Annotated in this window: 15 protein-coding genes and 1 pseudogene; 4 read left to right on the forward strand and 12 right to left on the reverse strand. The window is 64.4% G+C overall.

All coding sequences use genetic code 11. The features are described 5' to 3' along the window. Window positions 1-6: 6 nt before the first annotated feature. The 12 genes and pseudogenes from ACTDXD_RS06585 to ACTDXD_RS06640 form a co-directional block, all read right to left on the reverse strand. Entirely contained in the window at window positions 7-1,953 is a 1,947-nt protein-coding gene (locus ACTDXD_RS06585; RefSeq protein WP_330150876.1) for a 2-oxoacid:acceptor oxidoreductase subunit alpha, read from the reverse strand. Between the two features lie 4 nt (window positions 1,954-1,957). Continuing rightward, window positions 1,958-2,878, reverse strand: coding sequence for an alpha/beta fold hydrolase (locus ACTDXD_RS06590; RefSeq protein ID WP_440126341.1), 921 nt, complete (start codon window positions 2,876-2,878; stop codon window positions 1,958-1,960). Window positions 2,879-2,998: 120 nt separating this feature from the next. After that, complete coding sequence (locus tag ACTDXD_RS06595) at window positions 2,999-4,204, reverse strand: thiolase family protein (protein WP_330150878.1); 1,206 nt, start codon at window positions 4,202-4,204, stop codon at window positions 2,999-3,001. A 29-nt stretch (window positions 4,205-4,233) separates the two neighbouring features. Beyond that, complete coding sequence (locus ACTDXD_RS06600; RefSeq protein WP_440126342.1) at window positions 4,234-5,727, reverse strand: aldehyde dehydrogenase; 1,494 nt, start codon at window positions 5,725-5,727, stop codon at window positions 4,234-4,236. Between the two features lie 35 nt (window positions 5,728-5,762). Next, window positions 5,763-6,539, reverse strand: a complete 777-nt coding sequence (locus tag ACTDXD_RS06605; RefSeq protein WP_330150905.1) for an enoyl-CoA hydratase/isomerase family protein — start codon at window positions 6,537-6,539, stop codon at window positions 5,763-5,765. Between the two features lie 156 nt (window positions 6,540-6,695). Continuing rightward, window positions 6,696-8,162: pseudogene (locus ACTDXD_RS06610) on the reverse strand (AMP-binding protein); the annotation flags it as partial. Further along, complete coding sequence (locus ACTDXD_RS06615; protein ID WP_330150880.1) at window positions 8,159-9,706, reverse strand: class I adenylate-forming enzyme family protein; 1,548 nt, start codon at window positions 9,704-9,706, stop codon at window positions 8,159-8,161. The gene ACTDXD_RS06615 and the pseudogene ACTDXD_RS06610, both read right to left, overlap by 4 nt. An 86-nt stretch (window positions 9,707-9,792) precedes the next feature. After that, window positions 9,793-10,320: an aromatic-ring-hydroxylating dioxygenase subunit beta gene (locus ACTDXD_RS06620; RefSeq protein ID WP_330150881.1), complete on the reverse strand. Its 528-nt coding sequence runs from the start codon at window positions 10,318-10,320 to the stop codon at window positions 9,793-9,795. Between the two features lie 6 nt (window positions 10,321-10,326). Next, on the reverse strand, window positions 10,327-11,619 hold the full coding sequence (locus ACTDXD_RS06625) for an aromatic ring-hydroxylating oxygenase subunit alpha (protein ID WP_330150882.1): 1,293 nt from the start codon (window positions 11,617-11,619) through the stop codon (window positions 10,327-10,329). Further along, entirely contained in the window at window positions 11,616-12,077 is a 462-nt protein-coding gene (locus ACTDXD_RS06630) for a Zn-ribbon domain-containing OB-fold protein (protein ID WP_330150883.1), read from the reverse strand. The genes ACTDXD_RS06625 and ACTDXD_RS06630 overlap by 4 nt, the downstream gene beginning before the upstream one ends. Further along, complete coding sequence (locus tag ACTDXD_RS06635; RefSeq protein ID WP_330150906.1) at window positions 12,074-13,222, reverse strand: thiolase family protein; 1,149 nt, start codon at window positions 13,220-13,222, stop codon at window positions 12,074-12,076. The genes ACTDXD_RS06630 and ACTDXD_RS06635 overlap by 4 nt, the downstream gene beginning before the upstream one ends. Window positions 13,223-13,224: 2 nt before the next feature. Beyond that, window positions 13,225-13,536, reverse strand: a complete 312-nt coding sequence (locus ACTDXD_RS06640) for a hypothetical protein (RefSeq protein ID WP_330150884.1) — start codon at window positions 13,534-13,536, stop codon at window positions 13,225-13,227. Between the two features lie 274 nt (window positions 13,537-13,810). On the opposite strand from ACTDXD_RS06640, the gene ACTDXD_RS06645 reads away from it, so the two are divergent. From ACTDXD_RS06645 to ACTDXD_RS06660, 4 genes are all read left to right on the forward strand, one after another. Then, window positions 13,811-14,713, forward strand: coding sequence for an alpha/beta fold hydrolase (locus tag ACTDXD_RS06645; RefSeq protein ID WP_330150885.1), 903 nt, complete (start codon window positions 13,811-13,813; stop codon window positions 14,711-14,713). A 61-nt stretch (window positions 14,714-14,774) separates the two neighbouring features. Next, the gene (gene hpaH / locus ACTDXD_RS06650; RefSeq protein ID WP_330150886.1) at window positions 14,775-15,623 is read left to right on the forward strand and encodes a 2-oxo-hept-4-ene-1,7-dioate hydratase; all 849 of its coding nucleotides are present in this window, start codon (window positions 14,775-14,777) and stop codon (window positions 15,621-15,623) included. Continuing rightward, on the forward strand, window positions 15,620-16,396 hold the full coding sequence (locus ACTDXD_RS06655) for an aldolase/citrate lyase family protein (RefSeq protein WP_330150887.1): 777 nt from the start codon (window positions 15,620-15,622) through the stop codon (window positions 16,394-16,396). Before hpaH ends, ACTDXD_RS06655 begins: the two co-directional genes overlap by 4 nt. 80 nt (window positions 16,397-16,476) lie before the next feature. Beyond that, complete coding sequence (locus tag ACTDXD_RS06660) at window positions 16,477-17,649, forward strand: acyl-CoA dehydrogenase family protein (RefSeq protein WP_330150888.1); 1,173 nt, start codon at window positions 16,477-16,479, stop codon at window positions 17,647-17,649. Window positions 17,650-17,651: the final 2 nt, after the last annotated feature.

A 17,651-nucleotide genomic window follows, 5' to 3' on the forward strand; every position in this document is an offset into this window, starting at 1 on the left:
GCGTCGTCAACGGGTGACGACAGCGGCAACGGCGGCGGGTGTCTTCGCTGCTTCGATGGCGGTCAGGGTTCCGGCGAACTCCGCGAGGAGCGCCTCGTGCAGCTCCTCGGCGAGGAACGCCATTCCGGACACCTTGGTCACGGGCTGGATGTCGGCGTCGAAGCGAGCCTTCAGCAGCATCGACAATTGGCCGAGGTTCATTTCCGGTACCACCACGCGCCGGTACTTTCCGAGGACTTTCCCGAGGTTGGCGGGCATCGGGTTCAGGTGCCTCAGGTGTGCGCGAGCGATGGTATGGCCGGAGCTACGCACCCGGCGCACGGCTTCGCCGATCGGCCCGAACGACGATCCCCATCCCAGCACCAGGATGTCGGCATCTGCGCCCGGATCGTCGACGATCAGATCCGGCACCTCGATACCGGCGATCCGCGCACCGCGCACCCGGGTCATCAGTTCGTGGTTGTCGTGGGTGTAGGAGATATCGCCGGTCCCGTTGGCCTTTTCGAGCCCGCCGATTCGATGTTCGAGTCCCGCAGTGCCGGGCACGGCCCAGTCTCGTGCCAGGGTCTCGGGATCGCGCGCGTAGGGCAGATGTGTTCCGGGCTGCTCCGCATCGTGCGGCGCAACGGCGAGGTCGGATTCGATGGTGGGCAGGGAACCGATGTCCGGGATGGACCACGGTTCCGAGCCGTTGGCGATCGCACCGTCGGACAGCAACATCACCGGCGTCCGGTAGGTCACGGCGATCCGTGCGGCTTCCACCGCTGCGTCGAAGCAATCGGCGGGCGACTGCGGCGCGACGATCGCGACCGGGGACTCACCGTTGCGCCCGAACATCGCCTGCAGCAGGTCGGCCTGTTCGGTCTTGGTGGGCAGGCCTGTGGACGGGCCTCCGCGCTGGACGTCGACGATGATGAGCGGGAGTTCTGTCATCACCGCGAGGCCGATCGCTTCGGATTTGAGCGCGACACCCGGCCCGGATGTGCTGGTCACTCCCAGGGCTCCACCGTAGGATGCCCCGATCGCTGCGCCGATGCCGGCGATCTCGTCCTCGGCCTGGAACGTCACCACACCGAATTGCTTGAGCTTGCTCAACTCGTGCAGGATGTCCGACGCGGGGGTGATCGGGTAGGTGCCGAGGAACACGTCCATACCGGCCCTCTGCCCCGCCGCGACCAGGCCGTAGGCCAGGGCGGTGTTGCCGGTGATCTGGCGGTAGGTGCCGGCGGGGAGTTTCGCCGGAGCGACCTCGTAGGTCGTGGCGAACGACTCGGTGGTCTCGCCGTAGTTCCACCCGGCCCTCAGTGCGAGCATGTTGGCTTTCGCGATATCCGGTTTCTTCGCGAACTTCTGTTCCAGGAACTCTTCGATCGCTGCCAGCGGTCGCCCGTACATCCAGGACAGGACACCGAGAGCGAACATGTTCTTGGACCGTTCGGCGTCCTTCTTGCCGATGCCGACGGATTCGACCGCGCCGATCGTCAGCGTCGCCATCGGAATGGCGTGTACGTGGTACTCCTCGAAGGCGTCGGATTCGAGGGGATTACTGTCGTACCCCACCTTCGCCAGATTGCGTTTGGTGAAATCGTCGGTGTTGACGATCAATGTGCCGCCGCGCGGCAGATCGGAGATGTTCGCCTTAAGCGCCGCAGGATTCATCGCGACCAGCACGTCCGGCCGGTCGCCGGCGGTGAGGATGTCGTACTCGGCAATCTGGATCTGGAAGCTCGACACACCGTGCAGAGTTCCCTGAGGCGCCCGGATCTCGGCGGGGTAATTCGGCTGAGTTGCCAGGTCGTTACCGAAGGCGGCAGCCTCGGCTGTGAATTGGTCACCTGCGAGCTGCATACCGTCCCCGGAGTCACCCGCAATGCGGATCACCACCTGTTCGAGCTTGGTCGCCCCTTCGGACGACCGTTGCTCCGAATCCGGAGCCATTGTCTCGGAACTCATCGTTCTATCCCGTTCCCTTCGGAAAAGCACCGTGGTCCGACGCAGTTCGCGTCAGGAAGTCGCCGAGACCGGCGGTGAACATGTCGTTGTCGTCTCCGGTGACCATGTGCCCTGCTTCACGCACATCGATCACCTCCAGATGTGTTATCAGAGAGCGCATCTCGTCGACACCGGCCTCGGACACCACGTCCGATGCCTGTCCGCGGACGAGCAGCACGGGACGAGTGATCCTCCGTGCTGCCTCCGATGCGCGCTGGCGGATTTCCTCACTGACAGGTGCGTCCGGATCCGTCGAGTCCTGAGGGGCGAGCATGGCCGGATCCCAGTGCCAGTACCAGCGGCCGTCACGCAGGCGCAGATTCTTCCGGAGGCCGTCGACGTTGCCTGCGCGCGGCGCCCCGGCTTTGTAGACAGAGACCGCCTCGGCGGCCTCCTCGAGGGACGCGAATCCGGCCGGTGCGCTTTTCATGAACTCGCGCACCCTGTGACCGCCACCCATCTCGACCGTAACGGCGATGTCCACCAGGACGAGGATCTCGGCGAGATCGGGGGCCTCCCCGAGACCGATCAGTGCAACCTTGCCGCCGAGAGAGGCCCCGATGATGGCAACCGGCAGTCCCGGATGTTCATTTCTGACGGTTTGAACAATTTTGTGGAGATCCGCCAGATGGGCCGAGACACCGTAGCTGCCGTCGACTGCCCACTCGCTGTCACCGTGCCCTCGCAGATCGATCGCATAGGCCACCCATCCGGTCTGCGCGAGGCGCGCCGCCGTGCGACGCCAGGAGTGCCGGGTCTGCGCCACACCGTGCAGGAAGAGCGCGATCCCGCGTACAGGGGTGTTGTCGTCCCCAGCCGGCCACAGGTCCCCCACCAGGGCGACCCCTGCACCCTCGAACGTTGCGCGACGCGGTGTCGACTGCATTCGCTGCACCTCCCTCACCGAAACGTCGAACCTCGTGCAAGTCGTCAGGCGCCCCGAGCGGGGTTTCATCCACCCGTTCGGGGCGCCTGAGCCCAGACTATCTGACAGTTCTGTTCATTTCTAGTGGGAATCTGTCGGAACTTCGATTACCACCGCACCGGCCTGTCCACCGCCCGCACACATTGCCGCGACACCGATACCTCCACCACGACGGCGCAGCTCATGGATAAGGGAGATCACCATGCGTGCACCGGAGGCCGCCACCGGATGTCCGAGGCTGCAACCACTACCCAGTACGTTGACGAGGTTCTCATCGATGCCGAGCTTCTTGCAGGCCGCGATCGGCACCGATGCGAACGCCTCGTTGATCTCCCACAGTGCGACGTCGCCGATTCCGACGCCTGCGCGGTCGAGCACCTTGGGGATGACATCGAGTACGGCCAGGCCCGTCCGGGCCGGGTCCACCGCCGACGCCGCCCACGCCCGCACTGTCGCAAGGGGAGTCAGCCCCTGTTCCGCCGCGAATTCACTGCCGACTATCGCCACCGCGGCGGCCGCGTCGTTGATGCCGCTTGCACTTCCCGCGGTCACGGAGAATCCCTCGATCTCGGGGTGCAGCAGCTTCAGGCCCGAGAGCTTCTCGAGCGTGCTGTCCCGCCTCGGGTGTTCGTCGGTCGTGAACTCCACACGACTACCGTCCGCCTGCAAAGCCTGGACGGGCACGATCTCTTCCTTGAAGGCGCCTGCTTCGATCGCAGCGATAGCCCGCTGGTGCGAGCGAACGGCCCACGCATCCATTTCTTCGCGGGTGATGCCGACTTCTTCGGCCGTGTTCCACCCAACGGTGATGGACATGTCCATGTTGGGGGCCTCGGCAGTGTCCGGGTGCGACGGCGGCATCCACTTCTCGGTGAATTCGTCGACTGTGCCCGGGGTTCGGAACTTCTGCCACGGCGCGGTCGACGACGAGTTGGTACCGCCGGCGATGATGGCCTTTTCGGCTCCCGCGATGATCGTCGCCGCAGCGTTACCGATCGCGGTGAGGCTCCCCGCGCAGTGCCGATTCACGGATTGTCCCGGCACCTGCAGCATTCCGGCCACGACTGCCGCGTGCCGCGCGATGTCACCGCCGCCGTAGTTGGACTCGGCGAGGATGATGTCGTCGATCTGCGACGCGTCGAGGCCGGAGCGACGTTGCACCTCTTCCACCACCACCTGCGCGAGTTCCATCGCGGTGGTCTCTTTCAGGGTGCCCTTGAACGCGGTCCCGATCGGGGTGCGAGCCCCTGCCACGATGACGGCGTCGATTTTTCCGTTGTCGGTCATATTCTTCCTTACGATTCCGGAGTGTTCGGTCAGCCGAGGGTGAAGGGGTCGCGCGTCTGGCCGCTCAGTTCCACCCACACAGCCTTGGTCTCGGTGAAGTCCTTGATGGCATCGATGCCGTTCTCACGGCCGATACCGCTTGCGCCCATGCCACCGAAGGGAACATGCGGAGACACTGCCCGGTAGGCGTTGACCCACACCGTGCCCGCGCGGAGCTGTCCCGCCACGCGGTGCGCACGGTAGACGTCCTTCGTCCACACAGATCCCGCGAGCCCGAACTCCGTACTGTTCGCCGCCGCGATCGCCTCGTCCTCGTCGGTGAAGGTCGATACCGCGAGCACGGGACCGAAAACCTCTTCGGCCACAGCCCTCATCTCGGGCGTCACGTTCGTGAGCACGGTGGGCTTGACGAAGAATCCACCCAGCTCCTCTACGGGTTCACCACCGTAAGCGATCGTGGCACCCTGCTCCCGAGCAGATGCGAAGTGCGAAAGGACCTTCTGGAACTGCGGTTCGTTGGAAACCGGCCCCATCTCGGTCTTCGGATCCTTCGGGTCACCGATCACGATCCGCGACGCACGGTCGACCACCCTCGCGACCAGTTCGTCGGCCACCGACTCATGCACCAGCAGCCGCGAACCGGCCAAGCATGTCTGTCCGGTGGCCGCGAAGATCCCCGCAACGACACCGTTGGCCGCGGCATCGAGATCTGCGTCGGGGAAAACAACCTGCGCCGACTTACCGCCGAGCTCGAGGGTGAAGCGGGTCATGTTCTCGAGCGCGGCCTGCCCGACCTTGATCCCGGTCCCGGTGGACCCGGTAAAAGCGATCTTGTCGACGCCTGGATGCGACGCCAGCGCGGCGCCGGTCTCGGGTCCCCAGCCGGTTACCACGTTGACGACACCGGGCGGAAATCCCGCTTCCTCGAACAGTCGTCCGAAGGCCAACGTCGATGCCGGAGTGTGATCGCTCGGCTTGATCACGAATGTGCATCCGGCAGCGAGGCCCGCCGCCAGCTTCCAGGTGAGCAGCAGCAGCGGTGAATTCCACGGTGTAATCGCGCCGACGACACCCACCGGTTCGTGCGTGGTGTACACGAGGAAGTTCGACTTGTCGGTCGGAACCACACTGCCCTCGAGCTTGTCTGCAAGCCCGGCGTAGTAGTAGTAGTACTCGGGCAGGCCCTTCATCTGCCCCGACATTTCGCGCATCAACTTGCCGCCGTCGCGCACTTCGAGTTCGGCGAGGTTGTCGGCCTCGCGCGCGATGATGTCGCCGACCTTGCGCAGCAGCTTGCCGCGAGCAGTGGCCGTGAGCCGGCCCCATTCGCCGTTCAGCGCTTCGCGTGCCGCCTCGACGGCGCGGTCGATGTCCTCCTTGCTTCCGTCCGGTACTTCTGCCCATGGCTTCCCGGTATACGGATCGAGGCTCCGGTAGGTCTTGCCGGAAGCTGCCTGGACCTCGGCACCACCGATCACCTGGCCGAATCGGAGGAGCCGGTCTGCTTCGACGCTGCTGCTCATGTGTACTCCTGTTCTAGCGCGTTGTGGGAGCGCGGTCAGCGGAAGCGCGGGGTGCGCTTGTTCTTGCGGGAATCGGATCGACCCTCGCCCTGGTTTCCGATCTGCGTGTACGACAATCCGTTCCGCAGGGCCGTCGTCGGGTTCATGTCGAGGGCTTCCCAGATCGCGCGGACCGTGCCCTGGATCGCCTCGGGCCGGCGACCGGCAATCTCCGTGGCCAATTGATGTGCTCGCCCCCGCAACTCCGCGGTGGGTGTCACCTCGGTGACGATGCCCGCGCGCAGCGCCGTTTCCGCGGTCATGCGTTCGTCGCTGCCGAGCAGTGCCCACCTCAACACCTCACCGACGGGGATTCCGCGGGCGAGCATGCCGATCGGTTCGACCGCCGAGACCATTCCGCCGTTGGCGTGCGGATCGAAGAACGTGGCGTCCTCCGAGCAGATCACGATGTCGGACTCGTTGATGAAATACATTGCGCCACCGGCGGCCATACCGTTCACGGCGCACACTACCGGCTTCCAGACACGGTGCTGTTTGGGTCCGAGGTCGATACCCGGATCCTCTTGGTTCCACCTGTTGAGGTGCGTCCACCACGCTCCTTCGCTGAGGTCGACACCGGTGCAGAACGCCCGTTCACCGTTGGCGCGCAGAACCGCGACGTGGATGTTGTCGTCATCGCGTACCCGGGCCCACGCAGCGGCCATATCATGGGCCATCGTCTCGTTGAAGCAGTTGAGCCGCTCGGGCCGATTCAACGTGATGGTTGCGATGTGGTCGGCGACCTCGAATTCGATCGTCTCGAACTCGACCACCTCGGTGGCGGGGGTCGTTCCGGGTGCGTCACTGTTGGCGGGCGCCACCTGTCCGTCGGGGTCGATGAATTGCTTCCGTAGTTCGTGCTTGGCGATCTTGCCCAGCGGGTTGCGGGGAATCGTGTCGAGGATCTCGATCTGCTCGGGAAACTTCCGCACGTTCAATTCCGTGGTCCGCAGGTAATCGCGGACGGATTCGAGCGTCGGCGGTGTATCGGGATCGACCGGAACCACGATGGCACACACTCGTTCACCCGATACCGGGTCGGGAAGGCCGATAACTGTGACGTCCGCGATGGTCGGATCACCGATCAGGACCTCCTCGACCTCGCAGGCCGAGACGTTCTCCATCTTGCGGACGATGATGTCCTTGATCCGTCCGGTCACCGAGACACAGCCATCGGCGTCGAGGAAACCGAGGTCGCCGGTCCGGAAGAACCCATCGTCGTCGAACGCATCGGCATCGAGGGAGGAGTCGACGTAACCCTTGAACATCTGTGCTGCGCGTAACCGGATCTCACCGATTTCACCGGCGGGAAGCTGTCTGCCGTCCGAATCGACGACTCGGATCTCGCCGCCGCTGCCGGGTACACCTTCGAACTCTGCGTGCTGAAGGTCGGTGTTGTCGGGTCGACCCCATGTCGCGTACGGGCATTCGGTCATTCCGTAGCCGGAGATGATCCCGACGCCACCGAGTCTGTTCTTCGCATCCAAGTGAAGGGTTCGCGGACGTCCGGATCCGCCCATCAGCACGGCGCGTGCCTGCGGGAACAGGGGTGCGATGCCCCTCTCACGGGAGATCCGCAGGTACTCGTTGGTGAAGGGGAGGCCGGAACCGACGAGTGTCACGCCCTGTTCGATGAGGAAGTCGGTGGTCTCTTCCGGCACGAACGTTGCGCCGACGAGCAAGGTATGTCCCATTTCCAGCGCGTGCAGCAGGTGGCCGAGACCACCGACGTGTCCGACCGGGATGAGCGCTGCGCACCGGTCCTGCGGTGTCGTCTGCACATTGTCGGTGAACGTTGCGGCGGCAGCGAGCAGGGTACGGTCGGTGTGCTTGACGCCCTTCGGTGCAGACGTCGTACCGGATGTATAGAGAATCCACGAGATATCCGGACCGAATCGTGTTTCGGAGGGCATCGACGCGCGCGGCGGCAGGATCGCCGGGGTACTCGCCGGCATCGAAGCATCGACGACGAGGACGTCCATCCCGGGCCTGGCGGTGGCCAGCCGCGCGGCCATGCCGGCGTGGTCGAATCCACGGAATTCCGATCGGACGATCAGCAGGGACGTCTCGAGTTGGTCGGTGATGAACTTGACTTCCTTGTCCCGCAGCATCATCACCAGCGGATTCTGCACCGCTCCAAGTCGGGTGAGGGCCACTGCAAGGGCCATGGATTCGACCGTGGTCGGCAACTGCCAGGACACGACATCGCCGGCGCGAACACCGCGCTCGTAAAGGGCAGCGGCGATACATTCGGCGAGATCGCGGAATTCGGCGAACGTGAAGGAGCGGCGGTGTTCGTCGACCGCGAACTCCGCGCCCGGCGTCGATTCGGCGCGGGCCTCGACGAGCTCCCAGATCGTTTCGGTACGCAGGCGGGTGGATGTGGAGGTTGTCAACGTTTCGCTCCCACGGCGATAAGGTCGTCTGCGACGACACGTTTGAGGATCTTCCCGGCCGGCCCGAGGGGCAGTTCGCTGCGGAACTCGAAGCGGCGCGGCTGCTTGTAACCGGCCAGTTCAGCGCGGCACAAGCTGGTGAGTTCGGTAGCGAGGCTCTCGGTGTCGACACCGGCGCGGGGCACGACCACGGCGACCGGCGTCTCTCCCCACTCTGCGTCCAGCACTCCGACCACAGCGACCAGGTCCACGTTCTCGTGGTGGCCGATGACTCGTTCGATCTCGGCCGGATAGACGTTGAAACCGCCGGAGATGATCATGTCGGTCTTGCGGCCGGTGATGTGCAGGTACCGCTCGCCGTCGAGGAATCCGAGGTCGCCGGACCACAGACCCGTCGGACGGAACGTCTCGGCGGTCTGCTGCGGACGGTTCCAGTACCCGATTGCGTTCGCCTCGCTGACGATGACGATCTCGCCGATCTCGCCGGCGGGCAGTTCACTGCCGTCCGCATCGACGATTCGGATCGAGCACATCGGTGTCTCCTGCCCGCACGACGTGCGGATCGAATCCTTGCCCGCCACCATGTCCCGGTGGTCCTGCGGTGTGAGAATCGTGGCTTGGCCACCACATTCGGTCAGTCCGTACCGCTGCTGCAGGTCGCACCCGAGCATGTCCATGGCTTTCTTCGCCAGGCCGGGCGGAACCGGCGCCGAGCCGTAACTGATCCGCCGGAGACTGGTTACATCCCGCGCCGGACCTTCTTCGAGGATCTTCAGCGTGCGCTGCAGCATTGTCGGAATGAAGGTCGTGAAAGTGATTCTACTGCGTTCGATTTCGTCGATCACTGCTTGAGGATCGAATCGCTGATGAATCACCATGGTTTGGCCCAGGTACGTCCATGCCAGGGTGCGCACCATACCGCCGGCGGTGAAAAACGGTGTAGTGGCGAGGAAGACGTCCGAGCGGTTGCCTTCGGTGACGAGGTTGGTGTCGACCGCCTGGGCGAGCATGCCGCGATGCGCGTGCACCACGCCTTTGGCTCGGCCGGTGGTTCCGCTGGTGTACAGAATGAATTGGATGTCGTTCGGTGTCAGGTCCGCGGGGGCCGGGTCGATCGACGATGCGGCACGCAGTGCGGTTTCGTATTCGACGCCGACGGCGTCGCCGCCGATCTGGACCACGGCGTCGAGCTCATTCAGTTCGATGCCGAAGCGTTCGACCTGAGCGGAATGGACCACCGCCGCGCGTGCCCCGGAATCGTCTCTGACGTGCGCCATCTCATCAGGCGCGAGACGGATGTTCACCGGAACGGTGACAAGACCGGCCTTCGCGAATGCGAACGTAATCTCCGGCCATTCGATGCAGTTGCGCGCGATAACCAGGATCCGGTCGCCCTTGACCAGGCCGGCGGCCAGAAAATGGTTGGCCAGGCGAGTCGCCCGTTCATCAACTTCGGACCAGGTGTGAGTCCGCCCGCCCTCGATCACAGCGGGTTTCGCCGGGTAGCGGCGGGCGTTGTTGCGTGGGATATCTCCAACGAGCACGGGCTTCTCGCAATCATGTTTCAGAGCATCGGTTCCGGTGCGAACAGGATCCGGATGCCCCGGATCCTGTTCGTCGCGCTTGCTTGTCAGATGAGGAAGGCCAGCGTCTCGACGGGTCCGCCTGCGCTGATCAGGTGGACCGTCTTGGACGCGAGCCGCAGCCCGTCGCCGGTGCGACGTACCTTGTGAACGACGCGTCCTGCCCAGATCCGCTGCGTGTAACGGTATTCGAACAGGGCGAAGTTGGACTCGACCGTCACGGTGTCGGTGTCGGACGCGACGACCTCGTGGTTGCCGAGGATGCGGCGCATCACGGACGGCGGTGTCTGCGAGTGCCGATTACCGGTATTGAGCTGGGCGACACGGCTCTTGATGCGTCGCCGGTTGTCGTAGATGTACGACAGGCTGGTAGCAGGGTCGTCCTCCGGATGCATCGGCACCCAGTACAGGGCGTCGTCGTCCCAGAGCAGTTCCCACTCGGAGTACCGGGCTTCGTCCGCGAGACGGGCTTCGAGATTCAGGAACGCGATGATGTCCGCGTCCGGAGCCGGAAGCGCCTTCGGCGCGTCGCTACGCGGCGATCCGGTCGTGAGCGGCGATTCGATGGTGGTCATATGTGTTCAGTTCTCCTGTCCGACGACCTTGGCCCACTGGCGATAGAAGCCGCGCTGCGGGGTCTCTGCACTCTTGTCGCTGTTGACGATTCCGGTCTCGTCTTCGATATCGGTTTCGAGGCCGCGTGCGAGAACGAGCCATTCGGGTTCTTCGGCAGCGAGGCCCGCCTGGTTGCGCATGCCGATCTCTCCGTCGTCTGCGATGAGGAAGCCGGCCGGACCCATTGCACCTTCGGCGCGACGCAGCGTCTTCTGGTTCATCCGGTCCTGACCGGGGAACAGTGCAGCGGTGGTGTAGGCGATGGTCTCGTTCACGGCGATCGGCTCGACGAACATGATGTTCATCTCGGCAAGGAACAGGTTCGGCCAGATGAGGGTGTGCGGCGGACCCACAACGAGTGCGTCGTGCAGTTCGTCCTCGGAGTTCGTCTCTTCCATGGCCGCCACGTACTCTGGGAGCTTCTCGCGCTTCGTGCGGCCGTACCAGATGAATTCCTCGTCGAGCTTGCGATATTCGGCCGAGTAGTCGATTTCGGAATGCCCATCGAGAAGGTCGCGGACGACGACGTCTACTTTGGACGGCACATGCGAGACTTTCGCGGGCCGCACGGCGTCGTAGACCGACGCGTGGGTGAACAGGGCATGGTAACCGTCGACGTTGTTCTCGACGACCATCTTCCAGTTGGCGCGATGGTGGTGCTTCATCCAATTGGCACGCAGGTCGATCGTGCCGGTCGGCGACAGCGCCAGCAGCCGGTCGATCGCCTTGGTCGAACGCCCCAGGTGCTCGAGCAGCGAGATGCCGTCGGCTGCGAGCGAGGCGAAGATGAAACCGCGGTAGTTGTCGACGCGAGGCGCTTGGGCCAGACCCAATTCCGACTTGACCTTCTGGAAGGCTTCACCGTAGCCGTTTCTCATGGGTACTGCGGTGAGGGAACCGTCGTTACTGAAGGTCCAGCCGTGATAAGGGCACCGGTAGGAGTTGGCGTTGCCTTTCTCCGCGTTGCACAACTTGTTGGCCCGGTGCGTGCACCGGTTGAGCAGAACGCGGATCTCACCGTCCTTGCCGCGCGAGACGACGACCGGGTCCTTGCCGATCACCCGGGTGACGTAATCTCCAAGCTCAGCGACCTCGCTCTCGTGCGCAACGTAGACCCATCCGGTGCGGAAGATGGTGTCCAACTCGCGCTGGAAGATCTCCGGAGAGGTGTAGACCGAACCGTGCACGCGGTCTTCCTGCACGATGCGGGTGACGTCGAATTCGTCCGAGTGGGTCGGCGTCGATTCGGTGGTGGTCATGAAGTGGCCTCCGTCTCTGATGGGGCTGTGGGTTGGGCTGCGGGGATCGCGACCCCTCCGAGAAATCGGAACGCAACGTGGACCGGTGCGCCGATGGGCGGTGGGATCCGTGTCGGTTCGAGCGTGGTCATGATGAGCCGGTGGCCGCTGGTGAGGTCCACGTCGACGATCGGATACGGCCCGTCGGCGTGAACGAGGCCCGGTTCGGCGCGGTGCATAACCGTAGCCGAATGCACCGTTCCTACCGGTTCTACTGCAAGCCAATCACGTTCCAAGGATCCGCATCCGTCGCAGACCGGTTGCTCGAGGTCCAGCGGACGGCGGCACGATCCGCAGAAGGGCAGGACCAGTTCTCCGCGGGCGCTGCCCTCGTACAGCGGGGCGAGCAGGTCGTTGTCCACATCGGGTGCGAGCCCGTCGTCGAGCAGCCAGTCCGGCGCTTTCTGCACGGCGGTCATGCCGTCCGCTCCAGAATCATCGCGGCATGGTGGTCGATGCGACCGCCGATACCGCCGACCAGTGCAGTGGTCGCGCCGGCCACCTGCCGGTCGCCGCCCTGGTCGCGTAACTGGATCATCGCCTCGGCGAGCGGGGTCATTCCTTGAAGGTAGAAACCGGACAATTGACCTCCTCCGGTATTGGTGGGCAAGGCACCCCCCTTCGCGGTGCCTCCTGCCCGGACGAATTCGCCCGCCGGCGCTCCGCCTGTGAGGTCGTACTCGTCGAGGAGCAGCAGGGTCACGACGGAGAACGGGTCGTACAGCTGGGCGGTGTCGAGGTCGCTGCGGGCCATCCCCGCCGTGGCCAGCGCATCGTCGACCGCGCGGCGGCCGCCGCCGAACCACGACTCACGACCGGCACGGCGGCGACGCACCGGATGGTCGCGTCCGATGCCACGAACCGCGAGGCGGGCCTTGTGACCCACTGCCGGATCGCTGGAGACCACGACCGCGACCGCTCCGTTGACCGGGCGCGCACAGTCGAGTCGTCGCAACGGTTCCGCGATCATCGGGCTTGCGAAGTAACCGTCGGCATCGAGGGGAGTGCGCACCACGGCGTCCGGGTTTCCCAGCGCCCAGTCTCGGGTGACTGTAGTGACTGCGCACAGGTCCTCTGCAGTACCGCCGTAGAGATGCATCCACCGGTTGGCGAGAAGTGCGTAGGTGGGCACGGAACCCAGCAGGCCTGATGCCCGTTCCAGACCTCGGGCCCCGGTCCGCCCTCCACTGTGCGCATACGTCGATCCGGCGCCCTTTCCCGCGACCAGCGGCGCATCGGAAAACACGCACACGACCGTGCGGGCGGCGCCGGTGTCGAGGGCGAGCTGCGCACGCTGGATCATCGCAATAGTCGTCGCGCCCTTGATTTCTACGTGCTCGAGCAGCCGCAGATCGGAGAAACCTCCCTGTGCCGCGAATGCGACTCCGAGGCGGTCGGGGCGCACCCCCTGACTCGAACCCACGAGCAGTCCGTCGACATCGGAGTGGGCCAGACCGGCGTCGGCCAGGGCCAACCGGGTGGCTTCGCACGCAAGTTGTAGCGGTGTATCGCCCGGCTTCAGGGACATGGGAGTCATACCCAACCCGACCAGGGCCGTCTGCATGGTCACGAGCGAACCCCGTTACCGTGGGGACCTCGACCGAAGGATGGGTCTCGGGATTCGCGGTAGTTGCCGACCCGGATCCAGTCCTCGCGGTCTTCATCGGAGGCAAGACACAGGCTTGCGAGCTCGAGTGGGCTCAGAAAGATGTGCTCTCCCGACTCCAGATCCTCGACCAGCAGCCTGGGTCCGTTACCGCTGGTATCGAGGCTGATCCCGACGGCAGCGAACTCGTTGACCAGCTCCGCCAGGAGCCGGCGCTTGACTGCGTGGTGACCGCCGTTCTGTGCAGGCCCGGTTTGGGCAGATGCAGACATTGCGCTCGACACCCTTAGCTGTTGACGTCACCGACACGTGAGACCGAGTCGGCGGGGCTTGCTCATCTTGCGAAGACCCTCCATAGTCATATCGTATGCAACTGTCAGAAACAATGGAAGAGGCCGAATGGCCCCAATGGGATTATTCGCGAATGATGCAGATCAGAGCGTATTAATGTGCAGTAAGCAAAGATGCACACCCTGATTAGATACTCGTTTCGGGCGGCCTCCTCGTCGAGCCCGCCTCGGTAACCCACCCTGGAAAGGTCCGCACATGACCGAGACAACGATCGCCACCTCGGCGCCCACCATCGACACGGAGAATTACCGCAGTATCTGGGGTTATCTCCGAGAGCTCGAGTTCCGTCAGGGCTTCGTCGAGGTGGCCGGTGTCCGCACCCGCTTTGCCGAAGTCGGCTCGCCCGACAAGCCGCATGCGATCCTGTTGCACGGCACCGGCGGACACTGGGAGACCTTCGCCCCCAATCTCGCCGAACTGAGCAAGCACTTCCATTGCGTCGCAATCGACATGGTCGGTAACGGCTTCTCGGAAAAGCCCGACTACGACTACGAGATTGCGGTGTACGTCCGGCAGATTCTCGCTGTCATGAACCACTTCGGCATGGACAGGGCCCACTTCGTCGGCATGTCGCTGGGCGCCTGGGTGTCTGCAGCCGTCGCGGTTGAACACCCCGATCGCGTGACCAAACTGATCCTCATGTCCCCCGCCGGGCTGATCGCCACAGCGTCGAACATGGCCCGAATCCGCGCCGAGCGCACCGAGGCTGTCAACAACCCGAGTTGGGAATCGATCCACAAGGTCTTCGAGCATCTCATCGCCGACGAAAGCAATCGCCTGCCCGACCTCATCGCGCTACGCCAGGCCATCTACCAGCGCGACGACACACGCGAGAGCATCGACCACCTGCTGATCCTGCAGGATGCCGAGGCCCGCGACCGCAACCTCATCCCTGAGGAGAAATGGGCGACCATCACCGCCCCGACGATGGTCGTCGCCTCCGGTAAGGACCACGGCGAATACCAGTCGACGGCACGCACCGTCGCGCGGGTCATCCCGAACTCGGAGGTGTTCGAGATGGCGGAGGTGCGCCACTGGCCACACTTCGAAGATCCCGAGAGCTTCAACCCGGCAGCGGTCGCCTTCCTCACGCGGTGACCACTACGGCGATGAACAGACCGTGAGTGAACACACGAGACGATGGATGGATGGACAACCGATGAGTGGACAACCCGCCGAGGGCGCCCCTGACGACGCCGCACTCGACGACGCCGCGCGCCGTCTCTACGAGGCGAAAAGAACCCGAATCCCGATCCGGCAGTTGTCGCTGCAATACCCGGAGATGACCATCGAGGACGCATACGCCGTCCAGCGGCGCCTCGTGGAACTCGAGGTCGCCGACGGCCGGGTGGTGCGCGGCCGCAAGATCGGGCTCACTTCCCGGGTGATGCAGCGCGCGGTGTCGATCACCGAACCCGACTACGGCGCGATCTTCGACGACATGTTCTTCGACGACGGTGGCTCGGTGCCCGCCGGGCGGTTTATCCGGCCACGCATCGAGGTCGAGCTCGCGTTCGTACTGGGTGAACCGCTGAAAGGCCCTGGCGTGACACTGTTCGACGTGCTGCGCGCAGCCGAGTATGTGACGCCGGCGCTCGAGATTCTCGACGCGCGGGTGCAGATGAGCGACCCGGACACCGGGCACCTGCGCACGATCGTCGACACCATCGCCGACAACGCCGCCGACGCTGGGCTGGTGCTCGGTGGTCGGGTGGTCAAACCGATGGACATCGACCTGCGGTGGGTGTCGGCTCTGCTTCTCCGAAACGGCGTCATCGAGGAATCCGGTGTTGCTGCAGCAGTTCTGAACCATCCGGCCAACGGTGTCGCATGGTTGGCGAACCGGCTCGCCCCGCACGGCGTCGGACTGGAAGCCGGCGAGGTGATCCTCGCCGGGTCCTTCACCACACCGATCTTCGCTGAGCCCGGCGATTCCTTCGTCGCCGACTACGGCCCGCTGGGCACTGTGTCGATCACTTTCGAGCGCGGCGAGGAGCAGAGCCGATGACGCGTAATCGATGGGCGGAGGTGCTGCGTGGGGACCGGGCGCAGTACGGCATGTGGATCGCTTCGGGCAACGCCTACAGCGCAGAGATCTGCGCCGGCTCCGGGCTGGATTGGCTGATGCTCGACCAGGAGCACGTACCCAACGACATCCGATCGACGCTCGCGCAGCTCCAGGCGGTGGCGGCGTATCCCATCGAGGTGCTGGTGCGGCCGGCATCCGCAGATCCGGTGTCCATCAAGCAGCTACTCGACATCGGTGTGACCAACCTGATCGTGCCGATGATCGAGTCTGCCGACGCTGCGCGGGCTCTCGTCGCAGCCACCCGATATCCCCCCGAGGGTGTCCGCGGGGTTGGTAGCGCACTCGCGCGCGCCTCCCGATGGAATCGAACTTCTGACTATCTCATCATCGCCGACCAGGGACTGACCGTCACGGTTCAGGTGGAGTCCGTCGAGGGGCTCGCGGCCCTGCCCGACATCACCGCCGTGGATGGCGTCGACGCCGTCTTCATCGGGCCCGCCGACCTGGCCGCATCGATGGGATATCTGGGTCGCCCCGACGCACCAGAAGTCGTCGAGACCATAGAAAAAGCGCTGCAGACCATTTCCGGGTGCGGTAAGTCTGCAGGAGTCAACGCATTCGACGAGAAGCTCGCGCGCCGCTACGTGGACGCGGGCGCTCGCTTCGTTCTCGTCGGCGCGGACGTGACGTTGCTGGCCCGCGGTAGCGAAGCTCTCGCCGCTCGGTACGGCTGCCGAACACGGCAGAATTAGCACTTCAATCTGACGCTCTTGTCACTTACACTCGGAGTGACGATCGCGGATCCGCGGATCCGCCCCAAGGAAGGTCTCCCATGGATTTGGACTTCACGAAGGAACAGGTGGAGTTCCGGGATCAAGTACGCACTTGGCTGGTCGAGAACAAACCGACCGAACCACGCCCCCGGAACAACGCCGAGATCCGCGACTACGATCTGGCCTGGCAACACGCCCAATGGGAGGGCGGCTGGGCAGGCATCGCATGGCCGACCGAATACGGCGGCCGCGGACTCACGCTGCTCCAGCAGCTGATCTGGTACGAAGAGTATGCCGCCCAGGGCTTCCCCGGCATCGACGCCAACTTCGTGGGCCTCAACCATGCCGGGCCGACTCTGATCACAAGGGCATCGGAGGCGCAGAAGTCGTTCCACCTCCCCCGGATCCTCCGCGGCGAATCACTGTGGTGCCAAGGATTTTCCGAACCCGAGGCAGGTTCGGACCTCGCATCGCTCAAGACCCAGGCAATTCTGGACGGCGACCATCTGATCGTCTCCGGGCAGAAGATCTGGACAAGCTACGCCGATATCGGCGACTATCAGGAACTGCTCGTCCGCACCGAAAACGGAAACTCGAAGCACAAGGGCATCACCTGGGTCATCTGCGACATGAAAACCCCCGGAATCACCACCCGACCGATCGAGACGATGGAGGGTGGAGCCGAATTCTGCGAGGTCTTCTACGACGACGTGCGAGTCCCGATCAGCAATGTCGTCGGCGAGATCGGCAACGGCTGGAGCGTGGCGATGTCGACCCTGTCCTTCGAACGCGGTACCGCATTCACCGCCAACCAGGTTCGACTGGCCCGCATCGTGGAAAAGCTGATCGACTACGCACACGACCACGTCGGACCCGACGGCCGGCGCCCGGCCATCGCCGACGACGAATTCGCCCGCCGACTCGCCCGCGCGCGCGCATCCGTCGCCTCCCTGCGCGCGATGACCTACGTCGGCATCTGCGAGAACATGAAGTCCGATACTCCCGGCCCCAAGGGTTCGATGCTCAAGCTGCTGTACTCCGATGTCACCAAGGAAGTCGCTGCTCTGGCAATGGACATCCTCGGGCCGGATGCCTTGCGCGGAAATTCACGATGGGACACGGACGGGTGGGTAGGAACCTACCTGCACTCCTTCTCCCAGTCCATCGGCGGCGGCACCTCCGAAATACAGCGGAACATCATCGGGGAGCGCGTCCTCGGTCTTCCGCGGTGACA

The sequence above is a fragment of the Rhodococcus sp. SJ-3 genome (genome assembly GCF_051918125.1).
Lineage (GTDB): Bacteria > Actinomycetota > Actinomycetes > Mycobacteriales > Mycobacteriaceae > Rhodococcus.